Here is a 22,777-nt window from a genome sequence, read left to right as displayed (position 1 = left end):
ATTCTGAATCTGAATATTGATTATTATAAATTATTCAATAAAAACAATTGGGTGATTATGATTTATGTGTTTAGTAATAAAATACTCCCCACATTACCCCCCCCCATCACGGTATCTTCAACTCTATCAACCAAATGTTTATAAAAATCTAAACAAAAGTGAATCGAGGGTTATTTCCTGATATTTTAATTTGAATTCTCGTTTAATAATGTCATATTTGCTTTTATTGTTTTTTTCTTTGGATATGAAAAATTTTGACTGACTCGCATTCGCACAGTGCTGACCATCATAATACATGTTTGACCATTTGTTAGTGCTGGAGAAATCCTCGCTGAAGCCCTTAACTAAGTCTAAAATAGAATAAATATTAACTATTTGTTGAGGCGCTGAAAGTACATCAAAGCCATCACCATTTATTCTTCCAGCCCATCTCATATACTCTGTTAATTTTGTGAAGCACTCATCATCGGTCAGTGAACCAGAAAAAATCTCTAAAAAACCCGTATATTGTTTTGGTAAGTTTTTATATGTGTTGTATTTTTTGGAGTGAGCAATAGCGTCTTGGACTTGCTTTCTGAAACTTTTATAAGCGCTGGGTGATTCAAGGTTCTCTATTAAATATGACATTATTATATTTGGAAGATTATCATCCAAAATACCATTGTTCTTTATAATCATGTCAGTAAGAAAGGATTTTTTATGCATTTTTGATAATTCTACTTTATGCCTGTCATAATCTGGAACATAGTATTTTCTGTTTTGCTTTTCTGTTTCTCCTTCTTTTTTATGTGTTTCTATAACTTTTTCAAAGAACTTTTCGATATTTTGTTCCAATTTAACAATTGAAAATTTCCCGTTTATATCGAGACCATTCAAAAAATAGCCATCAGATATACGCTCAATGAGATGTAAGTCTTCGCTCAAATATTTTTTAGGGCTATTACTCAAATCAAAAAGATGCGCATGAGAAAATGGTATATAATACTTTTTTTGAACTTTTTTAAATAAATCCCACTGATGATTATCAAAAAGCTTAAAATCACTTGTAATATTGGTATCGAGATATATATAATCTTTTTTAGCTTTCATTTGTAATGGCTCATGGTTGTTTTTACACTAAGCAATTTCAACTGAAATTTGTCTTGGAATAAAAATCCCTTTTATGCAATTCGGGTTAATTATAGCAATTTGTATATGATTTTTTTCATGAAACTTTGCGCCTTCATAAAGAGGCTCTCCTTCCAGGAAAGCAGCCCTTACTGAGTCAAAAACTCTTCCTTCTTTTTTTGCCAACTCATGTGCATGTCGAATTACTGCGCAATCAAGTTCTCTCCGTTTAAAATCAAAGTCATTTTTACCAAATGCAGAATTAACAGGGATTTCCTTTTTGTCCTTTTTTAAAGAAATCATTAACTCGTCATAGGAAAATTTAAGGAAATCTATATTTTTTTGATCTAAAAGATCGAAGCAGCGACCTAGTTCAAGCACTGCGCCAAGAACAAATGGTGTTTTTATTTTGGAATGCTTTCTTTTTTTATCTTCTTCAGCATATTGAATTGCCCGTTCATAATTATTTTCCCAAAAATAAACACCACCACCTAACCAATCATATAAATTATTACTATGTTTGAATTCTTCATCCTGAAGAAGAATGGATAATCCCGCTGTTTTATCCATTCCATGAAAGCCATATACAATACTTGGTTTAGATGAATACATTTGATTTATAAAAACCCTTTATAATCAATCGTTTTTTTTACTTTTCTCAACAGTTTCTTTTGTAAAGAAACGAGAATTATAATGACCTTCTTTGGTAAGGATCTTTGCATCAATTAAAATCTGACGCCTTTCTTCATCAGAGCGATGTTTTGCTGATTCTTTCGCCCTTCTTAATAATTCTACCATATCCATAAGAACCTCCTGTGGATAAATAACATAATAGTATTATAATTATACTTTATTGTTTCGTTTTGGTCAAATTATATTCAGCTATCTTAAGTTATAATTTTAAGTGATCTTGTTTTATATATATAAAAGCTTTACTTTTTCAAGGATAAACTCCCTACTACTTTTAGATAACTACTAATGAAAAAAGCAAATGCTAATTAATATGAGAGGGCTAGGTTGATGAAGAATTGGTCTGTGGAGAATACAAAGGAGATCAAAAAATGGCTGAATATCGACACATATCGTAAGTTCGAAGATCTCACCCTTCTACAGTTATACCACGAGCTGCTTGCAAGGACGCTGTTCTTCAAGCCATACCATGAAGAGTTTGAGGCAGAAGCGGTCAGACTCTACATTAACCGGATTTTCAGTGGGAACCCTTTCCTAATTACAGAGCAGCATCTGGGCTACCTGACCAGGGAAGACACCCTCTACCAGCCACCGCACTTCTTTTTGACGACAACCGAGAGACTGGCTCAACTCAGCATAGTAGGTTTACAAAATTCGTTGTTCTTTTGGGAAGGCGGCAATGAGTATTCGGTTAACCGTGAATTCCTCGATAGACCTGTATCAGAAGCTCTACCTCGCCTGTTCAGGGATACCGTTATGGTCGAAATCGACCTGACTAATGGAACAGATGAAGAAATTGCTGAATCCCTGAAGGCTGCACTACCTCAGTGGCGTAAGGTCAGAGGTATCGAGGCAGATACAAACGACGCTATCCGCTTCGGCTATGGCACGATTAAGAAAATCATCAACTACAGACTGATACCCCTCATTGATATCTTAGTATGGTCAAACCTGCACCAGGTTCGTGTATCCGAAGACCGCCTTTCCCGGCTTCTATATACGGACGATGACAATGAGGAACAAACACGTCTTAATCACCAAATCAGAGATACAGACAGACCCTTTGCTCTGAAGGCCGCGAGTATACCTTTCATCCGACAGTTTCATCTGTTCATCAACAAAAACAGCCATCTCAAAAACATCAGAGTTTCAGACGTGATGAGAATCTCTGATTCTGACTAAGGCCAATCTCCATTAGCTCTGGCGTTCCCGGTTTCGGTCTCTTTCCCGCTGATTCATTCGTATAGTCGTTTCCATCGAAACACATAAAAGGAAACGACTATGAATCAGCACACTACACGCCTTATTCGTTTACCAGAGGTTCTGCATCGCACTGGATATGGTAAAGCCTGGGTCTATCACCTCATCAACCAAAATCGTTTTCCTTCCCCCGTTAAAATCGGTGCTCGTGCCGTTGCTTTCATTGAAAGTGAAGTGGAAGAGTGGATTCAATTAACTATTGAAAATTCAAGAAAGCATGTCGCTTGAAATAAAATTACAGCCTTCGTATTTATGAAGATTAATTCTCAGATTTGTAAAGTTTATATCTTAACTAAGCCTATATTTAACGTAATTCTTTACATTTTTTCAGGCAGGGCTTACGTCATAGGTATTTAAAGGTGGTTTCTTAATATCGGGTATGGATACCTATAATATTCATACAAAAATATCAGGAGGATTTCATGCAAAAAAGTAATGATTTCAATGAATTGGATTATAAAGAGGCTTTTCTGTCAAACTCATGTAAGAGAGACAAAGCTTTAACTTATGCTCTTGAAATACGAAAGTTCGAAATAGAATTATATTGGAAAAGGGCCACTTATTTTTGGACTTTCATTGGGGCAAGTTTGGTTGCATTCATTGCTATTCAATCATCTAACAGTTTATTAGCCCAGTATAGGGGAGAGCTTACTTTATTAGTTGGATGTTTAGGAGCTGTCTTTTCATTCGCTTGGGTTTGCGTTAATAAAGGAAGTAAGTTTTGGCAGCAAAATTGGGAAAAACATGTTGATATGTTAGAAGATGATATTACAGGCCCATTATATAAAGTTGTAGCCAATTCTCATTTGGGAGAAAATGAGAGTAGTGTCATAAATAAATTATTTTTAAGTTCAAAACCATACTCTGTTTCAAAAATTAATCAAACAATAAGCTATTATGTGTTATTTATATGGATATCGATTTTATTTAGGGAAGTGATTAAGTTGAAACTTTATGATAATCCTAATTGGTATTGTATAACCATCCTAGCATTATCTTTTTCATTTTGTATTTCTATAGGTTTTGCCTGTAAGTCTTCTATGACTTTTTCTAAAAGTGAATGGGTAAAAAGAAAATAACTTGAAAGTAAAATTATTTGTTTTAGCTCTTCGTTTAATAAAAGATGGGCTTTTCTTCTTTCTTCACAATAATAATATTTGTCATAAATAGCTTCTACACCTTTCAGCTTGTGGTTCAGACATCTTTCTGCGACATGTGGGGGAACAGACAGCGATGCAAGTAAACTTCTGCAAGTCCTTCGTAAGTCATGGACTGTGGAATATTCAATATTTTCCATTACATTAGGTGGTTGCTTCTTCTTACCTGGTTCTACCCCGAATAGCTTGGCTATCGCCCTGTTGAGGGTATCTTTTCCCATATGCCTCGACTTACTCACCCTGCGGTTAGGGAAGATATAATCAGAACCAAAAGCTCTGACCTTTAGCTCTTTTAACATTTCAATTGCCAGTGGTGGTAGCGGAATCACAATGCCCACTCCTGACTTACTCCTTTCTTTTGGTAAAGACCACTTTTTCTCATCCAAATCGAATTCTGCCCAAGGAGACTCGGTTAGCTCACTTTTGCGAACAGAAAGGAGTAGTAGTAGGGCACAGGCAAGGTAGTTATCACAAGAGAAGCTGTCAGAGTGTTCTCTGAAAACTCTAAATACCTGACCAATTTCTTCCAGACTCAATGCTCTTTCTCTGCTTTTTTCGATTCCACCTGCATCATTGACCTTAAACGCAGAAGCTGAATTGTTTAACAATAATCTAAGCTTGATTGCATGGTCGAAGAGTTGCAAAAAGTGCATACTTGATGAACATTGACCTTGATACTTGGTTTGAACCTGGTGGATTATAGTGAATAGGTGCGCGTGATGGTATCAATGATGGTATCATACCCATTGTGGTAATTTTTAATGTCTTAAGATCATAAGAATAGTTGCGATGTTTGAGTCCGGCCTTCGTATTAATGCCTATTTTTTTTATAAATAAATAGAAAGAAAATAATCTTCATTTTAACTCAACTTTTCCGTCTTGTGTCTGGGTATATGTTTTGCCATCAATATTTATAAATTGTTTTCCATCAAGGTTGCCTCTAATAATTATTGCTATATTGTTATACACGCATTTTTCATGCTTTTGATCAGTATCATCAAAGCAGGTATAATCATCGATAGAACCGTCCATTGTTCCTTTAGGTAATTCTTCATAACCATCAAAGCTCATGATGGTAACCGTGAAGTTATACGGTTTATTAATGATGTGATATTTTTCCTGCAATAATTCTTTGTTTTTCAACCACCATTTTAGTTTTCCTTCTGTTGTCATTGGCAAGTGTTCTACAAAAACAGCATCATTATCGACTCTGACTATTTTCGCTGGTCTGACAGCAATCCATATGCAGTATGCAATGATTAAAACAATTACAGTTGCTACAGTCCTTTTATATTTTAACATTGGCTTCTCCTGTCAGTGTTATTGTGGCTTCAAAATTAGTGAAAAATGGTTTTTGAGCCAAATGCTTTGCACGCTGAAGTACAAACCATATCCTAAAAAAGGAAATCGAGTTAAATTTAGGTTTCAGTATATCTTCTCTGTCTAATCCAAAATGGTCCTGTGCTCTGTATTTGATAACCGCAGTATATTTATTTCCTTCAAGTACGAGACTCTCAATTGAAATCTCTGTACTGTTCACGTCATGAACGGTAATACCCATACCATTAACCCAGTCTTTCCATCTTGTATATTTGGGTAAATGACTTTTATATAAATCATTAGTGAAGTTTTCTTTTGTTAGTTTTGATTTGCTAAAATCAAACTGTTCTATAGCTCTTTTAATTATCGCTCTGGTGCTGTTCGGGGAATTGTCAGCCAATATTAAATTTCTGTACGCATTGTTCATTGCAGGGTTTTGATAATCTCTTCCATTATTTCGTTGCATATGATTGAAAAGATCTTTGATCAAACCCTGGTATGGCCCTTGAAAAGAAAATACATACGACTGCGATCTTAACTCATCATATAGCATTGCAATGGCTTTTTCTTTACTTGCTGGCTGTATTGAATTCAGATAGGGATGTTTATAGGAAGGACCAAAAGTTGTCCAGTCAATGAAAGTTGATACTTGCCCAAGATGGTAATGCTTTATTAGTGTATCAACATCAATGTCGCCGCTTTGCATATCATCGGCATGTCTGTCATTGAATTTTTTTTGGGTTGAGAAGACTATCAGCCTACTATCGATTGCGTTCATTCGAAATAAATCCCTTACAGTCAAATGTGCAACCACTATACAACTATCGCTCTGTGGCGCAATTAGGACTTTTCTTAACATTTTTTTCAAAAAGTCAGACAGGATGTTCCTTCAAATGCACTTTATGTCGCTGTGCCTGTTAAGGTAGGCAGTCGCTCAGGGACAAAGTTGATTAAACCTGACTCTCAATAATAAAACTTATTTTCTCTGCAACTCTTTGTAAGGCTTCTTTTCTTTCATCAAAATAATCATACCTGTCATAGATCCCTTCAACACCTTTGAGTTTGTGGTTCAGACACCGTTCTGCCACATGCGGAGGAACGGACAGTGAGGCAAGTAGGCTTCTACTGGTTCTTCTCAGGTCATGGACAGTGAAGTATTCAATGTGTCCCATGACATTAAGTGGTTGCTTCTTCTTGCCTGGTTCAGCTCCAAACAACTTAGCAATTGCTCTGTTTAGAGTGTCTTTACCCATGTGCTGAGATTTGCTCACGCGGCGGTTTGGGAAGACATAAGGCGAATCCCATGCTCTGATCTTTAGCTCTTCCAGAATCTTGACAGCGAGCGGGGGAAGTGGGATGACTATGCCAACACCAGACTTACTTCTTTCTTTTGGCAGGCACCATTTTTTCTCGTCTAAATTGAATTCTGACCAAGGTGCTTCCGTTAGTTCACTTTTGCGAACAGCAAGGAGTAGTAGCAGGGCGCATGCAAGGTAGTTATCACGAGAGAAGCTGTCAGAGTGTTGCCTGAACACTTTAAAAACATGAGTAATCTCATCCAGACTCAATGCTCTTTCTCTGCTTTTTTCAACTCCTCCGGCATCATTCACTTTGAAAGCAGTCGCTGGGTTGCTTTGAACCAGACCAAGTTTAATGCCGTGATCAAAAAGTTGTTTCATGTAAAGCAGAGCATCATTTGAGATGGTTGGCCTTCCGCTATATGTAATTTTTTGCAGAATGGCTCGGACATCAATGGGAGTTATTTTCGTCAAAGAAAGTTGACCAATCGTTGGGGCGATATCTTTTCTGTACACCCTCTCTGGGATTTGTGGATACTTCAAACGCTTGACCAGATCTTTGTGCCAGTCTTCAAACAGTCCATCTACTGTGGTCAGTTGCTTAGGGCGATTGAGTTTTCTCTCAGCAATAGGATCATCCCCGGTGGCAACTTTTCTTCGGGTATCCTCAGCGAGGCTACGTACCTCGGACAGAGATAGATGAGATACCTTACCTAAGGTGATTTCTCGTCTCTTAGAGCCGATTGTGTATCGAAGCATCCAATACGGCTCACCTTTAGGTGGGACTTTCAGATACAAACCACGCCCATCACCAAACTTCCCTGGTTCTCCTGCTTTGATGAGAGCCTGAACCGTCCTGACTGTGAGTGATGCCATATACCTAACCTGATGAAAATCAATGTGGGGGGGACATTGTTATAAACTGCCAGATTGGGCTAGTAAAGAAGAAATGCTCCCCCATTTACTCCCCACCTGGTGGTGGTTTTTAATGGATTTTAGTGGTCTTTAATAGACTATCTTTTAAATAAAAAAGCCCATTTAACATGGGCTTATGGATTTGAGTAGACTTTGAAAGAATTTACTCGATATTTTGAATCTGCTCGCGCATTTGCTCAATCAACACTTTGAGCTCGATGGCAGAGTTTGTCACTTCAGCGTTAATTGACTTGGAAGCCAGCGTGTTCGATTCACGGTTGAACTCCTGCATCATGAAGTCGAGACGGCGGCCAACCGCTTCTTTTTTCTTCAGAATGTTATATGTCTCTTTCACATGCGCTTCGAGGCGATCCAGCTCTTCGGCGACATCAATGCGCTGCGCCATTAGCACCAGCTCTTGCTCAAGACGGTTGTTCTCAAGCTGTACCTGCGCCTCTTCCAGTTTTGCAACAAGGCGCTCGCGCTGCCATTGCAGGATTTCCGGCATATGGGCGCGCACTTTGCTGACTTCGGTGCTCACGCCTTCCAGACGCTGCTCAATCAGCCCTTTCAGCGCCTGACCTTCGGTTTCACGGGCGATGATGAAGTCATCCAGTGCGCCATCCAGCGCGGCGAGGATCTGCGCGGCGATGACGTCCAGATCCTGCTCTTGCGCAGCCATTACGCCTGGCCAGCGCAGAATATCAACCGGATTGATTTCCCCTTCGTCACTCTGCATTTTGACCCAGTTAGCCGCATTAACTAGCTGTTTTGCCAGTTTCTCGTTCAGGATCAGTTCGCCCTGCGCACTGGCATCGGGCTCAAAACGGAGATTACATTCGACTTTACCGCGCGTCAGACGGCTACGGAGACGTTCACGGACAACCGGCTCGAGGCTGCGAAATTGCTCCGGCAGACGGAAGTAAGTTTCCAGATAACGCTGGTTAACCGAGCGCAGTTCCCAGGAGGCTGAGCCCCATTCACCCTTGATTTCACGCCGGGCATAGGCGGTCATACTGCGGATCATAGACGTTCCCGTTTTCAAAGAGAGATGCGGGGATTATAGCTTTCGTGGCCTTATCAGGATAGGAATAACCTTGGTAAGCCAGTATAATGCGCAGCCACATTCGATAAGCCGGAGAAATTATCATGCGTCCAGCAGGCCGTAGCGCCAACCAGGTGCGCCCCGTCGCCCTGACCCGTAATTACACAAAACACGCAGAAGGCTCCGTGCTGGTTGAATTTGGTGATACCAAAGTACTGTGCACTGCGTCCATCGAAGAGGGCGTTCCGCGCTTTCTGAAAGGCCAGGGCCAGGGCTGGATCACCGCCGAATATGGCATGCTGCCGCGCTCCACCCACACCCGTAACGCGCGTGAAGCAGCGAAAGGCAAACAGGGCGGGCGTACCATGGAAATCCAGCGTCTTATCGCGCGCGCGCTGCGTGCGGCGGTTGATTTGAATGCGCTGGGCGAATTCACCATTACGCTTGACTGTGACGTCATTCAAGCCGATGGCGGTACGCGTACCGCATCAATTACCGGCGCGTGTGTTGCGCTGGCGGATGCGCTGAACAAACTGGTTGCCGCCGGGAAGCTGAAAACCAACCCGATGAAAGGCATGGTTGCAGCGGTTTCCGTGGGTATTGTTAATGGCGAAGCCGTTTGTGATCTTGAATATGTGGAAGACTCCGCAGCCGAAACCGATATGAACGTGGTGATGACTGAAGACGGTCGCATGATTGAAGTTCAGGGAACGGCGGAAGGCGAGCCCTTCTCCCATGAAGAGTTGCTCACCCTGCTGGCGCTGGCCAGAGGGGGAATCGAATCGATTATCGCGACGCAGAAGGCGGCGCTAGAGAATTAATTTTAAGGGCGACTGATGAGTCGCCCTTTTTTTTGCGCTTTATACTTCACCCGGCTTCTTTGTCGGCTACCCCAGGGCACGCCTACTATTCACCAGGTGTGGCTTACGTTGTCTGCACGAGGTCGCGCGAGGTATTTGGCGTAATCTGTAAATAATGAAAAGTGAGATGAGGAGCGGATCCATGAAAGCGTATCAGCGTCAGTTTATTGAATTTGCGCTTAACAAGCAGGTGCTGAAGTTCGGCGAGTTCACGCTGAAATCCGGGCGCAAAAGCCCCTATTTCTTCAACGCTGGGTTGTTTAATACCGGGCGCGATCTGGCTCTGTTAGGCCGTTTTTACGCCGAAGCGCTGGTGGATTCCGGTATCGATTTTGACCTGCTGTTTGGTCCGGCTTACAAAGGCATTCCTATCGCGACCACCACGGCAGTGGCGCTGGCGGAACACCACGAGCGCGATGTGCCTTACTGCTTTAATCGTAAAGAAGCCAAGGACCACGGCGAAGGTGGCAACTTGGTGGGCAGCGCATTGCAGGGCCGTGTCATGCTGGTGGATGATGTGATCACTGCTGGTACGGCGATTCGCGAATCGATGGAGATTATCCAGGCTAATGGTGCAACGCTTGCTGGCGTGCTGATTTCGCTGGATCGCCAGGAACGTGGTCGCGGTGATATTTCGGCGATTCAGGAAGTGGAACGCGACTACGGCTGTAACGTGATTTCGATTATCACGCTCAAAGATTTGATTGCCTACCTGGAAGAGAAACCGGAGATGGCCGATCATCTGGCCGCTGTGCGCACCTACCGCGAACAGTACGGCGTTTAAATGTGTTCCCGGCAGGTGACTGCCGGGCCCGTTTTACACCAGCTTCGCGCCCTGGGTATTTACATAAAGTGAATAGACCGAGGTGCTGGAGGCCATGAACAAGCGGTTTCGCTGTTCGCCGCCAAAACACAAGTTAGCGCATCGCTCCGGCAGGTGGATCATACCAATCGCTTTGCCTTGCGGATTGAACACGCGTACGCCGTCCAGTTCTTCGGTTCCCATTCCCCAGCCGCACCACAGATTGCCATGTACATCAATGGCAATACCATCTGCCGTGCCGTTGCCGCAGTCGATATGTACTCGCCGGTTTTTTAGCTGATTACCTTCGATATCCCACGCCAGAATTAAACGGTTAGGTGTCGCGCGGCTTTCTACCACAAACAGCGTTTTTTCATCCGGTGAGAAGCAGATGCCGTTTGGCCCTTTAACATCGCCCAACACCACTTCCAGTTTGCGGGTTTTAGGATCCAGGCGGTAAACGTTCTGCGGCAGTTGCGGCGTGGCTTTGTGCCCTTCATAAAAACCGGCAATGCCAAATGGCGGATCGGTAAACCAGATGGAACCGTCGGATTTCACGGCAATATCATTCGGTGAATTCAGCGGCTTGCCGTCATAGCTGTCTGCCAGCACGGTGATCGTGCCGTCATACTCTGTGCACGTAATGCGGCGGGTGTCGTGCTCACAGCTGATTAAACGCCCTTGTCTGTCGCGAGCATGGCCATTAGCGTTATTCGACGGCTGGCGGAAAATGCTGGTTGCGCCGGTGACTTCATCCCAGCGCATGACCGCGTTGTTGGGAATATCGCTCCACAGCAACATGCGCATATCACCAAACCAGACTGGCCCTTCTGCCCAGCGGCAACCGGTCGCTATCTGCTCTACTTTGGCACTGGAAACCATATAGTCGCGAAAGCTGTCATCCAGCGCGACGATACTTGGATCGGGGTAGCGGGCTGAGGGTGCCCAGGCGGCGATACTCTTTTGACTAAGAAGTAATGATGCGGTGGCAATACCGCTGAGTTTAAGCAGTTCCCGACGTGATGTTGCCATCAAGCGTCTCCTTATTTGTAGGGTATTTATGAGGATATTTCGCTTAAGTGGAAAGATACTGCCAGAGGGAGGGTAGAGAATCCGCGACGCCGCGACATCTGGCATCTTAACGAATTACGTTGGGCTGTTTCACAGATTGCGGGGAAATGAGAATGCAGCCACAAGGGCTGCATGAGGTATTACTGTAATTGCGCGGCCAACAGCGGCCAGCGGGCGTCGAAATCTTCAGTCGGGCTGTATTTAAACTCGCTGCGCACAAAGCGCGACAGCATCCCTTCGCAAAATGCCAGCAGCTGGCTTGCCAGTAACGTTTCATCGGTCGCGTAGGCTTCGCCTTCACGCATCTTGCGTTCGCGTAACACCTGGCGCAACTGGGCTTCAATGCGTTCAAACAACTGACTGATGCGCCCTTGCAGGCGGTCCTGTTCGAACATCAGGGCGTGGCCGGTCATAATGCGTGTCAAACCCGGATTACGTTCACCAAAGCCCAGAATGAGCAGCACAATCAGACGCAGACGCGCGGTCGTGTCTTTCTCGTCTTTTAAAATCAGGTTGATACGGGTAATCAGGCTATCTTCGATAAATTCAATCAGGCTGTCGAACATGCGCGTTTTACTGGGGAAGTGGCGATACAGCGCCGCTTCAGAAACGCCAACGGACGCCGCCAGTTTTGCCGTCGTAATGCGCTGGCTTCCATCGCTGGATTCCAGCATCAGCGCCAGAGATTGAAGTATTTCCTCGCGACGATTCCTTTTCGCAGTTTGTTTTTCTGCCATGTTCCAAAATACCCCTGAAAATAAGCACTTGTCAGGCGAGCAACCACAGGGCGACCGCAAACGGAGTGCGTTTGCGGTGATGTTATCGCGTTATTTCGCCGTGTGATGCGTTAAATAGGGCTGCTTATTGACGCCCTGAATGGCCGAAGCCGCCTTCGCCGCGCTCGGTCGCGTCAAAGGATTCTACCAGGTTAAACTCTGCCTGAACGACCGGCACAAAGACCATTTGCGCGATGCGTTCGCCCGGCACGATGGTAAAGCTGTCCTGGCCGCGGTTCCAGACGGAAACCATCAATTGACCCTGGTAATCCGAGTCAATCAACCCTACCAGGTTGCCGAGCACGACGCCATGTTTATGGCCCAGACCGGAACGCGGCAGAATGACCGCAGCCAGTGATGGATCGGCAATATGGATTGCCAGACCGGTTGGCAGCAGCGTCGTCGCGCCAGGCGCCAGCTCTACGGCGTCGTCGAGACAGGCGCGCAGGTCAAGTCCGGCGGAACCGGAGGTGGCATATGTCGGCAGCGGGAATGCCTTGCCAACGCGCGGGTCCAGAATCTTAACGTCGATTTTTTTCATCATAACGGGTAACGATCTCGTCCAGTAATAGGTGTCCCAGAAGTTCTTTGCGCTCCAGCGGCAAGCGTTTGTCGCCATCCTGCCAGAAAAGGTGTAATGCGTTGTTGTCGCTGTTAAATCCCTGATTCGATTGCGAAACATCGTTAGCGCAAATCAAATCAAGGTTTTTGCGGGCGCGCTTTTGCCGGGCATATTCTTCCACATTATTTGTTTCGGCAGCAAACCCAACAACATAAGGGCGATGAGCAGAAAGTGCGGCAACGCCAGCGACAATATCCGGGTTTTTCACCATTTTTATCGTGATTTCATCGCCTTGCTTTTTGATTTTTTCTTCAGCGACGCTGGCGGCGCGATAATCCGCAACGGCGGCGCAGCCGATAAAAATATTCTGTTGCTGAACGCGGCTCTGAACAGCGGCCTCCATTTCCAGTGCAGTGGTGACATCCACACGTTGCACCAGCGGCGGCGTTACCAGCGAAACAGGGCCGGAAACCAGCGTGACATTCGCACCACGGCGTGCGGCGGCGGCGGCAATGGCGAAGCCCATCTTACCGGAACTGAGATTGGTGATGTAGCGTACCGGATCCAACGGTTCACGCGTCGGCCCGGCGGTAATCATGATGTTCAGATGTTGCAGATCTTTGACCGGTGAGAAATGCGCGGCGGCCATATCTACAATGGTCAGCGGATCGAGCATTCTTCCAGGGCCAACATCGCCACAGGCCTGGCTGCCGCTGTCCGGGCCCCACAACAACAGCCCGCGCGAGGCCAGCACCTGCAAATTATGCTGGGTGGCGGCGGCGCGGTACATCTGCTGATTCATCGCGGGAACAACGGCGACAGGCGACGGTGTGGCGAGGCAAATAGTGGAGACCAGATCGTTTGCCATACCGGCCGCGATGCGGGCGATCAAATCTGCGGTGGCGGGGGCGAGAATTACTAAATCAGCCCATTTACCCAGCTCAATATGGCCCATTGCCGCTTCGGCGGCGGGATCAAGCAGGCTATCGGAAACCGGATAACCGGAAACGGCCTGCAGGCTCATCGGCGTAATAAAGGCTTTGGCCGCCTCGGTCATTGCGACACGGACTTCTGCTCCGCGATCGCGCAGACGGCGCACCAGTTCGGGCGCTTTATAGGCCGCGATACCGCCGCTCACGCCGAGGACAATCTTTTTACCCGCCAGACTGATCATGATTCTTTCCTGTTGGATTTCACCAGAAGCTGGGCATTTTATCACAATCCTGGTGTTGTCGTGCTGTTGCCCACAATCCACTTTGCGAGGCGCTACGCAGAGATATTTATCCACAGTCGAAGGGAAACGGCAGCTATGGCAGCATTGGCGAGAGCGAAGGAGAAATGAATATGGATATTGTTTTTACGCCCCAGAAACCGCGTGAAAAGATGATGAAGTTCGGTATTGAGTCACTGACTGATGTGGAGCTCCTGGCGCTCTTTTTGCGCACCGGAACACAGGGAAAGAGCGTGCTCACCGTGGCGCGTGAAATGCTTAAGCAGTTTGGTTCGTTGTATACGCTGCTCTCCGCCGATCTTGATGATTTTAAGGAGGTGCATGGCATTGGTCTTGCCAAATACGCCCAATTGCGGGGGATCGGCGAACTGGCTCGGCGCTATTATAATGCGCGCCTGCTGGAAGAGAGCTCCCTGCTGAGCCCGGAAATGACACGCGAGTTTTTACAAAGCCAGCTGGCGGGTGAAGAGCGCGAGATTTTTATGGTGATCCTGATGGATAACCAGAACCGGATACTCAAACACTGTCGGCTTTTTACCGGCACGATTAACCAGGTTGAGGTGCATCCGCGAGAAATTTTGCGCGAAGCGTTAAAAGTCAATGCGGCCGCCGTGATCCTCGCGCATAATCACCCCTCTGGTAACGCTGAGCCGAGCAAAGCGGACAGGCAGATCACCGAACGGGTAATAAAATGCTGCCAGTTCATGGACATCCGGGTGCTCGATCATCTGGTTATTGGCCGCGGTGAGTACGTTTCTTTTGCCGAACGTGGTTGGATTTAGACCACTTTGCGCGATCCATCGGGATCTTTGTCTGTTCGGGACTTGAGCACACCGCCGACTCAGCGTATACTACGCCACCTTTGAGAATCTCGGGTTTGGCATTTGGGCCTGGCAATCGAGAGTTCACATAGAACTGCGATGACCGGGCTGTAAAGCCTGACGAGGCGCCGATACCCCATACGAAGCTCGAGCTAATTTGATTTTTGGAGAATAGACATGTCCCGAGTCTGCCAAGTTACTGGCAAGCGTCCGGTGACCGGTAACAACCGTTCCCACGCACTGAACGCGACTAAACGCCGTTTCCTGCCGAACCTGCACTCTCACCGTTTCTGGGTTGAGAGCGAAAAGCGTTTTGTCACCCTGCGTGTATCTGCTAAAGGTATGCGTGTAATCGATAAGAAAGGCATTGATACAGTTCTGTCTGAACTGCGTGCCCGTGGCGAAAAGTACTAAGTACTTAGAGGATATAAATCATGGCTAAAGGTATTCGTGAGAAAATCAAGCTGGTTTCTTCCGCTGGTACTGGTCACTTCTACACCACCACGAAGAACAAACGTACTAAGCCGGAAAAACTGGAACTGAAAAAATTCGATCCAGTTGTCCGTCAGCACGTGCTGTACAAAGAAGCTAAAATCAAATAATTTTAGTCTTCTTGAACAAAAACCCCGCACTGTCGGGGTTTTTGCATTTCTGACCATTCATAAACCGGAGACGAGATGCCTGAATTACCCGAAGTCGAAACCAGCCGCAGAGGTATTGAGCCGCACCTCGTTGGCGAAACCATTCTTCATGCGGTGGTGCGCAACGGGCGATTGCGCTGGCCAGTTTCCGAAGAGATCCATAGCCTGAGCGACAAACCGGTTCTGAGTGTTCAGCGCCGCGCCAAATATTTGCTGCTCGAATTGCCTGACGGCTGGATCATTATTCATCTTGGCATGTCCGGTAGCCTGCGCATTCTTCCCCATGATTTACCCGCAGAAAAACACGACCACGTCGATTTGGTGATGAGCAACGGCAAAGTGCTGCGCTACACCGATCCGCGTCGTTTTGGCGCGTGGCTGTGGACGAAAGAGCTGGAAGGTCACAATGTGCTGGCGCATCTCGGCCCGGAGCCGCTCAGCGACGCTTTCAACGCTGACTATTTCCAGCAGAAATGCGTGAAGAAGAAAACCGCCATTAAACCTTGGCTCATGGATAACAAGCTGGTGGTCGGCGTGGGGAATATCTACGCCAGCGAATCGCTGTTTGCCGCCGGGATCCATCCCGATCGGCTGGCGTCGTCGCTCTCGGCGCAGGAGTGCGAAATCCTGGTGCGGGTGATCAAAGCGGTGCTGCTGCGCTCTATTGAACAGGGCGGAACTACGCTAAAAGACTTTTTGCAAAGCGACGGCAAACCGGGCTATTTCGCTCAGGAGTTGCAGGTGTATGGTCGGGAAGGGAAGCCTTGTCGCGTTTGCGGTACGCCTGTCATTGCCGCAAAGCATGCTCAGCGCTCAACATTTTATTGCCGGCAATGCCAGAAATAAGAGCCAGAAGCTTACTTAAGCTTCTCTAACAGCGCCTGGTGAACGTCTGGCGGCAGAAAGTGGGTGACATCGCCATGATGGCGCGCCACTTCTTTGACCAGCGTAGAAGAGATAAACGACCACTCTTTTGATGGCATCAGAAACACGCTCTCCAGCTCCGGCATCAGATGGCGGTTCATATGCGCCAACTGCATCTCATATTCAAAATCCGCCACCGCCCGCAAGCCGCGAATGAGGATGTTTGCCTGCTGGGCACGGGCAAAATTGGCCATCAAATCGCTGAACCCTACCACGGAAACATTCGGCAGATGCGCCGTCGCTGCTTGCGCTAACGCCACGCGCTCTGACAGGTCAAACAGCGGTTTTTTGCTTGGGCTGGCGGCAATCGCTAACACCACTTCACCAAACATCGTGGCGGCGCGGGTCACAATATCAATATGCCCGTTGGTGATGGGGTCAAAGGTGCCGGGATAAATCGCTTTTGTGCTCATCGCTTATTCTTTCTCTGAATAACCGTGGTTCAGCGCCCACAGCTCGGTGTATTTATTGAAAGTATACTGCGCGTTTACCACCGCCAGCAGCCAGCCCTGTTTTCCATCCAGCACGCCGCCGCGCAGTAACAACGTTTTGGCGAATGCGCCCAAAGTATGCGCGAAAATCCCCGGTAGCGACGTTTTTTTACCGCGCTGATGGCGTTCCTGTGCCCACGCCGTGGCGTAATTGAACTGTTTACGCTGAAAGCTGGCGAAATCCCGGCAGGTCAAATGCAGCAAATCACCACTGAGCGCAATAACCGGCGCTTGCGGCGCATCCAGCGACTCATGCACCAGATTGCCGTTGTACTGATAGCGCTCGCGCTCGTACAGGCGGGTAACACGATCCGGATACCAGCCGCTGTGGCGCATAAAGCGACCAAGGAAATAGTTACGGCGGGCAATGCTGTAAACGGCGCCTGGTTGTGGCGCGGCGAGCGTCGCACGAATTTGCTCTGCGAGCTCAGGGGTCACGCGTTCGTCGGTATCGAGCATCAGGATGTAATCGCCGCTGGCATAGCGCTGCGCCAGCTGGCGCTGTACGCCGTAACCCGACCAGTCGGTATGAGTGAAGACTTTGGCACCTGCGCGGCTGGCAATGCCAACCGTGTCGTCGCTACTGCCGGAATCCAGCAGCACGATTTCATCGGCCCAGACAACAGATGCCAGGCAATCAGGCAGCAGATCCGCCGCGTTTTTGGCGATCATTACCACCGACAAGCGTTTGGACATTAGTGGCTCCGCTGAGGCAAATACGGTTGCAGAAGTTGCAGCAGACGAACCAGCGCACCCTGATTCTGGTGCAGCACTTCCACGGCGTGACGGCCATACCATAAACGGTAATCTTCATCCGTCAGCAGCGTTGAAACCTCTTTCACCAGCGAATCCGCATCGGTGACGGTGATCAACCCTTCCGCTTCTTGCAAGCGTGCGCAGATATCTTTGAAATTAAATGTATGCGGTCCCATCAACACGGGAATCGCGTGCGCTGCGGGCTCCAGCGGGTTATGGCCGCCGCGCTCGACCAGGCTGCCGCCAACAAACGCCAGATCGGCGATGCCGTACAGCATCATCAGTTCACCCATGGTGTCGCCAATCACCACTTGCGTGCTGCCGGATGGAATTTCACCCGAGCTGCGCAAGGTGTAGCTGAACCCGGCTTTCTGCGTCAAATTGCGCGCATCCGGGAAGCGTTCCGGGTGGCGAGGTACCAGGATCAACAGTAAATCAGGGAAGGTTTCCAGCAGTTTGCGGTGCGCCTGTAAAATAATCGCTTCTTCACCATCGTGTGTACTGGTGGCAATCCACACCTGGCGGCGTGGCGCCCACTGGCGACGGAGAGTTATCGCGCGGGCGGCGAGTTCTGGCGTCACGGAGATATCAAATTTCAGGCTGCCGGTCACGGTCAACTGGCTGCGCTTTAAGCCTAATTGAAGAAAACGGTCGGCATCTTCCTGGTTTTGTGCGGCAATCAGCGTAATTTTGCTCAGCAGGCGGCGCATAAATTTGCCCAACTTGCCGTAACCTTTTGCCGAGCGTTCTGACAGCCGTGCGTTAGCGATAACCAGTGGGATTTGGCGCGCTTTCAGCGCGGAAATCATGTTCGGCCACAGTTCGGTTTCCATCACGATCACCAGCTTCGGGCGAACGCTATTGAGGAAACGGTTCATGGCGCAGGGCAGATCGTAAGGGAGATAGACATGATGTACGTCTTTGCCGAACGCAGACATCACCCGTTCCGAGCCGGTTGGCGTCATGGTGGTCACAGTGATGGGCAGCGAAGGGTAGCGATGGCGCAGCGCGCGTACCAGCGGGATCGCCGCCAGCGTTTCTCCCACGGAGACGGAATGCAGCAGAATACCGTCCGGCTTCACTTTGTTACGACAAAAACCATAGCGTTCAGCCCAGCGTTTGCGGTAAGCAGGGGCTTTGCGGCTGCGAAGTAATAATCGCAACCACACCAGAGGCTGAATTAAGTAAAGCAGGGTGGTATACAACAATTCCAAGCGACTATCCGTTTTTTTAAGATTCGGCGGGCAAATTCTAAGCATTTAGGGCGGCTAAAGCTATACCTTTGGCGCGTAAGCCACTTCTTTTGAGGGCGTAACGTCCTGTAGGGAAATGATTCTGGTGGGAAATTAAGAAAAGGCGGGCATTTCTGCCCGCCCAACGCGGTGATTATGGTTTACCGTCCGAAAGGGAATCCAGATGATAAGTCACTTTTTCGGAAAGGCCGCGAATATCGCCCCCGGTGATGTAGTAGCTATCATCTTTTTGATTGGGGTTGCTCACATCAAAACCAATCATTTTGTTTATCAGGGTTGCCAGTTGGTAATGGTTACGTGGCGCTTGTGGCGAAATAGCGCTTAGCGACATTGTGGGGTCGTTACTGAAATAGATAAACGGCACCTCTGCGATCGGCATTTCAACGACCGAATGCCCAAATAAACCGCCTTCTCCAACCCGCTCGCCGTGGTCGGAAGTAATAAAGACCAGCACTGGCAGCTTCGATTTCGCCATAACAGTACGGATGGCAGAAGCCAGCTCTTTGTCATAAAAGCGCACGGCGTCGTCATATTCATTTTTCTTCTGTGCCACGGTGTCGCTAAGCGCTGGCGTAGAGAATTTAGCAAACCCTTGCGGGATATTGCTATCGTAAGGAATATGCGGTGCGCGGCTGTTCAAGACCATTAAGAATGGCTTATCCCAATTCATCCCAGCGTCTTCAACCGACGGGGTTAACACTTGATCCGCGCCGATGTCTGGTGCCGGGCGAATCTGTGTATCCTCCCATAAATCGATATCGTGAATACCGATCCAGTTACTCAAGCCCTCAAGCCCTTGTGCTGAAATAAACGCTGTTTCAAACCCCTGCTTGTTTGCATTAGCGAAAATATTGGTTGCTTTCGACTTGTATGCAAAATAGTTATCTGGCTCACGCAAATTATTCACCAGCATCGGGATTGCGACACGGGTGGAGACGGCATTGGAGACGATCAGTTTGCTACTGCCATGATATTGCTCCATCAATGCCTTCAGCTCCGGCGTCGTATCGCGCTCATAGCCGAGAGCACTGATATGGTGCGGGTTCAGGCTTTCACCAATGGCCAAAATGATTGAATACTTACCAAACTGAAAATCACTTCTTGGCTTCACCTGATAAGGCTCGTAACTCGCTATATTCTGGTTCTCGCCGGACATGGCTTCGGGAATCAGACGCATGGCACTGAAGCTGATCGCAGATAAACCATTACGTAGCAAGGAGTGGCGCAGATCCGGGTTGAATTTGTACATCTGTCCATCTTTGGCCTTATAAAATTGGCCGACAAACATCACAGTAATGGCTAACAGGCACGGTACCGCCAGTGAATTTCGCCACTGCGGCGCAAGGCGGCGGGAAAAGCCGAGAATGAAGATAAGCGCGACTGCCAGGATAGAAAAGAAGATTCCTAGTGAACTCAGGCTGTCAATCATACCTCTGGCGATATCGTTTGTTTCAACGAAAGCCAGCCAGACTTCACTTGGCCCATAGAACTGACCATAAAATTGATAGTAAATGGCCTCTGTAACCTGAACGATGAAAGTTACGGATAGCAATAAACGCGTAATGATGAAACGTGCACTGATAGCGGCCAGCAGAGCAATGATGAGATAGAGCGCAATATCATCACTTTTGGGGCGATAGACATGATCCTTCGCGATAACAATGAGTTCAGAAAAAGAAAAAAGCACTACAAAAGATAATGTCAGGATCAGCGTCCGTACGCTATCGCTCCCCACTCTTCCATGGGCCGAAAACCTCTTACTTAACATTTAACTACCTGGCTTATTATTAAAATTTCCTGGTCAGTGGGCGAATCGCCTTACTCAATACGAAACGCAAAGCGCGCCCGACGGTAGTGCGGTTGTGTAACCCTTTTTTCCAGATACTTTCGAACAAGGCATTCCAGTTAGCTGCAACAGCTTCATGGGAATGTGCAAGTCGCCGTTTTTCGCCATGTTCGCGCATACGTGCAAACAAATCAGGAGAATTCTTCAACTTCATAATGGCGGCAAAGGTTTCATCGGGCGTTTGGGCGATCAGATAATCCAGATCGCTTTCGCGTATAGCCCGGAAAGAGGGTTCGTCATCGCAGATCATGACGGTTTTGCCCAGCCAACTATTAATTAACTTACTGGCTGGTTTACGTGCCAGTCGGTGATCGTGGTTTTTGCGAAAACTCAGACATACGTCCACATCGCGGTAATCTGTCCAGTTATCAAACGAGATGCGCAGCGTAATACCTTGCTCCGCCAGTCGTTGTTTAAATTCTTCGGTTTGGTACGCATCCGGAAGGCTGTCTTTACTGCCGAAGTAGGCGACGGTACGCACGGTGTTATCGTCACGTTCACGTGGTTGCAAACCCGGTTGAGGCCAATGTGGGATGAATATGCGATCTGGTGTCGATAAGACTGCTGGGTTTTGTTCGACCACATAATCTGCGCCGAGCACGGGTGGGCGATCGGTTCGGGCGACAACGGTCAGACCATTCCACGGTTTTATCCGATAACCGAAATGATCGTTATGCAGCAAATTAATGGCGTCTGCACGACACTCAGTGCCCCATGAAAATCCTATTTCGCCAGGGTAGTAATAATTCAGACTGAGTATGGTTTGAAATGTCCATACACCCCGGCCCCCGCAATAAAAACGATGGGGAATATCATCCGGATTGACGCTTTCATCCAGCAGGGTCTGAAAATCGGCAAAATTCGTCGCGATAAAGTCGTCATGTGAGACGATATGTAACCTAAATCTGGTCATAGTTTAGTTATTTAATAAGTTTTTTAAGCCGAAAGTAGCGACGCCCAAGCCGCCAACGTTGACGGAATCCGCGTGCGTTCTGCCAAATCATTGACCAAATCCCGCGGTCAAAAAGCTCCTGCGTGATCTCACGTTTTTTTGCTAGATCATCAATGTTATTAATCTCATGCAAAATGCCCAACCCTTCTTTGGCGATTTGCCACTGACAAGCCGGCACACGTTTGACTTGTTCCGGGTATCGACGATTAATCGCGTCGAGCATTTCGAGGATTTTCATATAATGGCGCGCTGAACGCATACGAGTGTCATTAGTACCAGGAATATGTGATACCGATGCAGAATGGATCAAATAGTCGTAAAACGTTTCATCCACATATTGAACACGCTGCGCGGTAAGCAATACTTCAGTTGTCCAGGGTATATCCTGATGGCGCAAACCGTGTTCGAACGTAAAGCCATGCTCTTTGATAAACGCATGACGGTAAATATTCAGCCAGGTGACATGCAGAAACTTGCGTGACGAGAGCGCCATTTGCAACCACACCGGCCCTTCGAGTACGCCTGTTGAAGAGAGTTTATCGGACGGAAAAATTTTCTTTGCCGGGCGGCCGTCATCATAGATGTAAGTGCCATTACAGGTAGCAACATCCAGATTACCCTGTGTCGCTATCTCCAGCAGGCGTGGATACATGCCGGGATAAATCACATCATCGATATCGGGGAAAGCCAGATACTCACCGCGCGCGACGGCAAGGCCGGTATTTCGCGCCGCTGAAACGCCCTGGTTAGCCTGGTTGATCACCTGAAAGTGGGTAAACTCACTGGCGTAACGCGCGATCACTTTGGCAGACCCATCGGTTGAACCGTCGTTAACAACAATCATCTCGAGACTTTCAAGTTGCTGATTCTTGATACTGTCAAAGAATGCGCTGAGGAATTTTTCGCCATTATAAACAGCAATAACGAGGCTCAGTTGCGGTATATCGGACATGCTTTCTCCGTTAAAAGCGGACTGTGCGAGGGATTTACCCTGATAGT

At 47.3% G+C, this 22,777-nt stretch carries 26 protein-coding genes and 1 pseudogene; 9 read left to right on the top strand and 18 right to left on the bottom strand.

Translation table 11 applies throughout. The features are described from left to right. Positions 1–138 precede the first annotated feature (138 nt). From ACFX4O_RS13050 to ACFX4O_RS13040, 3 genes are all read right to left on the bottom strand, one after another. The gene (locus ACFX4O_RS13050; protein ID WP_380209465.1) at positions 139–1,089 is read right to left on the bottom strand and encodes a hypothetical protein; all 951 of its coding nucleotides are present in this window, start codon (positions 1,087–1,089) and stop codon (positions 139–141) included. A 27-nt stretch (positions 1,090–1,116) separates the two neighbouring features. Then, entirely contained in the window at positions 1,117–1,677 is a 561-nt protein-coding gene (locus tag ACFX4O_RS13045) for a hypothetical protein (RefSeq protein WP_380209467.1), read from the bottom strand. A gap of 66 nt (positions 1,678–1,743) precedes the next feature. Beyond that, positions 1,744–1,911, bottom strand: coding sequence for a hypothetical protein (locus tag ACFX4O_RS13040; protein ID WP_180339164.1), 168 nt, complete (start codon positions 1,909–1,911; stop codon positions 1,744–1,746). 216 nt (positions 1,912–2,127) lie between these two features. On the opposite strand from ACFX4O_RS13040, the gene ACFX4O_RS13035 reads away from it, so the two are divergent. The 3 genes from ACFX4O_RS13035 (at position 2,128) to ACFX4O_RS13025 (ending at position 4,136) form a co-directional block, all read left to right on the top strand. After that, the gene (locus tag ACFX4O_RS13035) at positions 2,128–2,979 is read left to right on the top strand and encodes a DUF6387 family protein (RefSeq protein WP_380209469.1); all 852 of its coding nucleotides are present in this window, start codon (positions 2,128–2,130) and stop codon (positions 2,977–2,979) included. Between the two features lie 99 nt (positions 2,980–3,078). Next, positions 3,079–3,285: a helix-turn-helix transcriptional regulator gene (locus ACFX4O_RS13030; RefSeq protein WP_380209471.1), complete on the top strand. Its 207-nt coding sequence runs from the start codon at positions 3,079–3,081 to the stop codon at positions 3,283–3,285. A gap of 194 nt (positions 3,286–3,479) precedes the next feature. Beyond that, positions 3,480–4,136, top strand: coding sequence for a hypothetical protein (locus ACFX4O_RS13025; RefSeq protein WP_139512886.1), 657 nt, complete (start codon positions 3,480–3,482; stop codon positions 4,134–4,136). Here the strand turns inward: ACFX4O_RS13025 and ACFX4O_RS13020 are convergent. From ACFX4O_RS13020 to ACFX4O_RS13000, 5 genes and pseudogenes are all read right to left on the bottom strand, one after another. Next, positions 4,136–4,867 (bottom strand): annotated as a pseudogene (locus ACFX4O_RS13020) (tyrosine-type recombinase/integrase); the annotation flags it as partial. The gene ACFX4O_RS13025 and the pseudogene ACFX4O_RS13020 sit on opposite strands and share 1 nt — an antisense overlap. Positions 4,868–5,069: 202 nt before the next feature. Then, a complete protein-coding gene (locus ACFX4O_RS13015; RefSeq protein ID WP_380209473.1) occupies positions 5,070–5,516 on the bottom strand; it encodes a DUF943 family protein in 447 nt (148 codons plus the stop codon). Further along, a complete protein-coding gene (locus tag ACFX4O_RS13010) occupies positions 5,503–6,312 on the bottom strand; it encodes a DUF3289 family protein (RefSeq protein WP_086533093.1) in 810 nt (269 codons plus the stop codon). Before ACFX4O_RS13010 ends, ACFX4O_RS13015 begins: the two co-directional genes overlap by 14 nt. A 172-nt stretch (positions 6,313–6,484) precedes the next feature. Continuing rightward, complete coding sequence (locus tag ACFX4O_RS13005; protein ID WP_380209474.1) at positions 6,485–7,708, bottom strand: tyrosine-type recombinase/integrase; 1,224 nt, start codon at positions 7,706–7,708, stop codon at positions 6,485–6,487. Positions 7,709–7,910: 202 nt separating this feature from the next. Beyond that, a complete protein-coding gene (locus tag ACFX4O_RS13000) occupies positions 7,911–8,774 on the bottom strand; it encodes a YicC/YloC family endoribonuclease (protein ID WP_131412434.1) in 864 nt (287 codons plus the stop codon). 122 nt (positions 8,775–8,896) lie between these two features. On the opposite strand from ACFX4O_RS13000, the gene rph reads away from it, so the two are divergent. Next, entirely contained in the window at positions 8,897–9,613 is a 717-nt protein-coding gene (gene rph / locus ACFX4O_RS12995; protein WP_131412432.1) for a ribonuclease PH, read from the top strand. Between the two features lie 181 nt (positions 9,614–9,794). Beyond that, on the top strand, positions 9,795–10,436 hold the full coding sequence (gene pyrE / locus ACFX4O_RS12990) for an orotate phosphoribosyltransferase (RefSeq protein WP_380209477.1): 642 nt from the start codon (positions 9,795–9,797) through the stop codon (positions 10,434–10,436). Positions 10,437–10,469: 33 nt separating this feature from the next. Here pyrE and ACFX4O_RS12985 read toward each other — a convergent pair whose 3' ends face one another. The 4 genes from ACFX4O_RS12985 to coaBC all read right to left on the bottom strand — a co-directional run bounded on the left by ACFX4O_RS12985 (position 10,470) and on the right by coaBC (position 14,034). Further along, positions 10,470–11,486: an SMP-30/gluconolactonase/LRE family protein gene (locus tag ACFX4O_RS12985; protein ID WP_380209479.1), complete on the bottom strand. Its 1,017-nt coding sequence runs from the start codon at positions 11,484–11,486 to the stop codon at positions 10,470–10,472. Between the two features lie 179 nt (positions 11,487–11,665). Continuing rightward, on the bottom strand, positions 11,666–12,262 hold the full coding sequence (gene slmA, locus ACFX4O_RS12980) for a nucleoid occlusion factor SlmA (RefSeq protein WP_017458168.1): 597 nt from the start codon (positions 12,260–12,262) through the stop codon (positions 11,666–11,668). A 124-nt stretch (positions 12,263–12,386) separates the two neighbouring features. Then, positions 12,387–12,845: a dUTP diphosphatase gene (dut, locus tag ACFX4O_RS12975; protein WP_131412426.1), complete on the bottom strand. Its 459-nt coding sequence runs from the start codon at positions 12,843–12,845 to the stop codon at positions 12,387–12,389. Further along, complete coding sequence (gene coaBC / locus ACFX4O_RS12970) at positions 12,823–14,034, bottom strand: bifunctional phosphopantothenoylcysteine decarboxylase/phosphopantothenate--cysteine ligase CoaBC (protein ID WP_380209581.1); 1,212 nt, start codon at positions 14,032–14,034, stop codon at positions 12,823–12,825. The genes dut and coaBC overlap by 23 nt, the downstream gene beginning before the upstream one ends. Positions 14,035–14,207: 173 nt before the next feature. On the opposite strand from coaBC, the gene radC reads away from it, so the two are divergent. The 4 genes from radC (at position 14,208) to mutM (ending at position 16,402) form a co-directional block, all read left to right on the top strand. Beyond that, on the top strand, positions 14,208–14,876 hold the full coding sequence (gene radC / locus ACFX4O_RS12965; protein ID WP_020455753.1) for a DNA repair protein RadC: 669 nt from the start codon (positions 14,208–14,210) through the stop codon (positions 14,874–14,876). 216 nt (positions 14,877–15,092) lie between these two features. Then, a complete protein-coding gene (gene rpmB / locus ACFX4O_RS12960; RefSeq protein ID WP_002436699.1) occupies positions 15,093–15,329 on the top strand; it encodes a 50S ribosomal protein L28 in 237 nt (78 codons plus the stop codon). 20 nt (positions 15,330–15,349) lie between these two features. Beyond that, on the top strand, positions 15,350–15,517 hold the full coding sequence (rpmG, locus tag ACFX4O_RS12955) for a 50S ribosomal protein L33 (protein WP_003024094.1): 168 nt from the start codon (positions 15,350–15,352) through the stop codon (positions 15,515–15,517). Between the two features lie 75 nt (positions 15,518–15,592). Further along, a complete protein-coding gene (mutM, locus tag ACFX4O_RS12950) occupies positions 15,593–16,402 on the top strand; it encodes a bifunctional DNA-formamidopyrimidine glycosylase/DNA-(apurinic or apyrimidinic site) lyase (RefSeq protein ID WP_131412422.1) in 810 nt (269 codons plus the stop codon). 11 nt (positions 16,403–16,413) lie between these two features. On the opposite strand, the gene coaD is transcribed toward mutM, so the two are convergent. From coaD to ACFX4O_RS12920, 6 genes are all read right to left on the bottom strand, one after another. After that, a complete protein-coding gene (coaD, locus tag ACFX4O_RS12945) occupies positions 16,414–16,893 on the bottom strand; it encodes a pantetheine-phosphate adenylyltransferase (RefSeq protein ID WP_131412420.1) in 480 nt (159 codons plus the stop codon). Between the two features lie 3 nt (positions 16,894–16,896). Further along, entirely contained in the window at positions 16,897–17,667 is a 771-nt protein-coding gene (locus ACFX4O_RS12940; RefSeq protein ID WP_131412418.1) for a glycosyltransferase family 2 protein, read from the bottom strand. Next, positions 17,667–18,941 carry a lipid IV(A) 3-deoxy-D-manno-octulosonic acid transferase gene (waaA, locus tag ACFX4O_RS12935; protein WP_131412416.1) on the bottom strand — a complete coding sequence of 425 codons (1,275 nt, stop codon included), beginning with the start codon at positions 18,939–18,941 and terminating at the stop codon, positions 17,667–17,669. The genes ACFX4O_RS12940 and waaA overlap by 1 nt, the downstream gene beginning before the upstream one ends. 172 nt (positions 18,942–19,113) lie before the next feature. After that, positions 19,114–20,748, bottom strand: coding sequence for a sulfatase-like hydrolase/transferase (locus ACFX4O_RS12930; protein ID WP_380209483.1), 1,635 nt, complete (start codon positions 20,746–20,748; stop codon positions 19,114–19,116). Between the two features lie 19 nt (positions 20,749–20,767). After that, positions 20,768–21,739, bottom strand: coding sequence for a glycosyltransferase (locus ACFX4O_RS12925; protein WP_380209485.1), 972 nt, complete (start codon positions 21,737–21,739; stop codon positions 20,768–20,770). 7 nt (positions 21,740–21,746) lie between these two features. Beyond that, positions 21,747–22,730 (bottom strand): glycosyltransferase, encoded by a 984-nt coding sequence (locus ACFX4O_RS12920; protein WP_380209487.1) that lies wholly within the window; start codon positions 22,728–22,730, stop codon positions 21,747–21,749. Positions 22,731–22,777: the final 47 nt, after the last annotated feature.

Source organism: Kosakonia sp. YIM B13571 (genome assembly GCF_042788095.1).
Classification (GTDB): domain Bacteria; phylum Pseudomonadota; class Gammaproteobacteria; order Enterobacterales; family Enterobacteriaceae; genus Kosakonia; species Kosakonia quasisacchari.
Note: the sequence above shows the minus strand (reverse complement) of the source record. Positions and strands in the feature narration are given on the sequence as shown.

Excerpts from the sequence above, each read along its gene's own strand:
- ACFX4O_RS13050 (WP_380209465.1), bottom strand. The coding sequence starts at position 1,089 with ATGAAAGCTAAAAAAGATTATATATATCTCGATACCAATATTACAAGT.
- ACFX4O_RS13045 (WP_380209467.1), bottom strand. The coding sequence starts at position 1,677 with ATGGATAAAACAGCGGGATTATCCATTCTTCTTCAGGATGAAGAATTC.
- ACFX4O_RS13040 (WP_180339164.1), bottom strand. The coding sequence starts at position 1,911 with ATGGATATGGTAGAATTATTAAGAAGGGCGAAAGAATCAGCAAAACAT.
- ACFX4O_RS13035 (WP_380209469.1), top strand. The coding sequence starts at position 2,128 with ATGAAGAATTGGTCTGTGGAGAATACAAAGGAGATCAAAAAATGGCTG.
- ACFX4O_RS13030 (WP_380209471.1), top strand. The coding sequence starts at position 3,079 with ATGAATCAGCACACTACACGCCTTATTCGTTTACCAGAGGTTCTGCAT.
- ACFX4O_RS13025 (WP_139512886.1), top strand. The coding sequence starts at position 3,480 with ATGCAAAAAAGTAATGATTTCAATGAATTGGATTATAAAGAGGCTTTT.
- ACFX4O_RS13015 (WP_380209473.1), bottom strand. The coding sequence starts at position 5,516 with ATGTTAAAATATAAAAGGACTGTAGCAACTGTAATTGTTTTAATCATT.
- ACFX4O_RS13010 (WP_086533093.1), bottom strand. The coding sequence starts at position 6,312 with ATGAACGCAATCGATAGTAGGCTGATAGTCTTCTCAACCCAAAAAAAA.
- ACFX4O_RS13005 (WP_380209474.1), bottom strand. The coding sequence starts at position 7,708 with ATGGCATCACTCACAGTCAGGACGGTTCAGGCTCTCATCAAAGCAGGA.
- ACFX4O_RS13000 (WP_131412434.1), bottom strand. The coding sequence starts at position 8,774 with ATGATCCGCAGTATGACCGCCTATGCCCGGCGTGAAATCAAGGGTGAA.
- rph (WP_131412432.1), top strand. The coding sequence starts at position 8,897 with ATGCGTCCAGCAGGCCGTAGCGCCAACCAGGTGCGCCCCGTCGCCCTG.
- pyrE (WP_380209477.1), top strand. The coding sequence starts at position 9,795 with ATGAAAGCGTATCAGCGTCAGTTTATTGAATTTGCGCTTAACAAGCAG.
- ACFX4O_RS12985 (WP_380209479.1), bottom strand. The coding sequence starts at position 11,486 with ATGGCAACATCACGTCGGGAACTGCTTAAACTCAGCGGTATTGCCACC.
- slmA (WP_017458168.1), bottom strand. The coding sequence starts at position 12,262 with ATGGCAGAAAAACAAACTGCGAAAAGGAATCGTCGCGAGGAAATACTT.
- dut (WP_131412426.1), bottom strand. The coding sequence starts at position 12,845 with ATGATGAAAAAAATCGACGTTAAGATTCTGGACCCGCGCGTTGGCAAG.
- radC (WP_020455753.1), top strand. The coding sequence starts at position 14,208 with ATGGATATTGTTTTTACGCCCCAGAAACCGCGTGAAAAGATGATGAAG.
- rpmB (WP_002436699.1), top strand. The coding sequence starts at position 15,093 with ATGTCCCGAGTCTGCCAAGTTACTGGCAAGCGTCCGGTGACCGGTAAC.
- rpmG (WP_003024094.1), top strand. The coding sequence starts at position 15,350 with ATGGCTAAAGGTATTCGTGAGAAAATCAAGCTGGTTTCTTCCGCTGGT.
- mutM (WP_131412422.1), top strand. The coding sequence starts at position 15,593 with ATGCCTGAATTACCCGAAGTCGAAACCAGCCGCAGAGGTATTGAGCCG.
- coaD (WP_131412420.1), bottom strand. The coding sequence starts at position 16,893 with ATGAGCACAAAAGCGATTTATCCCGGCACCTTTGACCCCATCACCAAC.
- ACFX4O_RS12940 (WP_131412418.1), bottom strand. The coding sequence starts at position 17,667 with ATGTCCAAACGCTTGTCGGTGGTAATGATCGCCAAAAACGCGGCGGAT.
- ACFX4O_RS12930 (WP_380209483.1), bottom strand. The coding sequence starts at position 20,748 with ATGTTAAGTAAGAGGTTTTCGGCCCATGGAAGAGTGGGGAGCGATAGC.
- ACFX4O_RS12925 (WP_380209485.1), bottom strand. The coding sequence starts at position 21,739 with ATGACCAGATTTAGGTTACATATCGTCTCACATGACGACTTTATCGCG.
- ACFX4O_RS12920 (WP_380209487.1), bottom strand. The coding sequence starts at position 22,730 with ATGTCCGATATACCGCAACTGAGCCTCGTTATTGCTGTTTATAATGGC.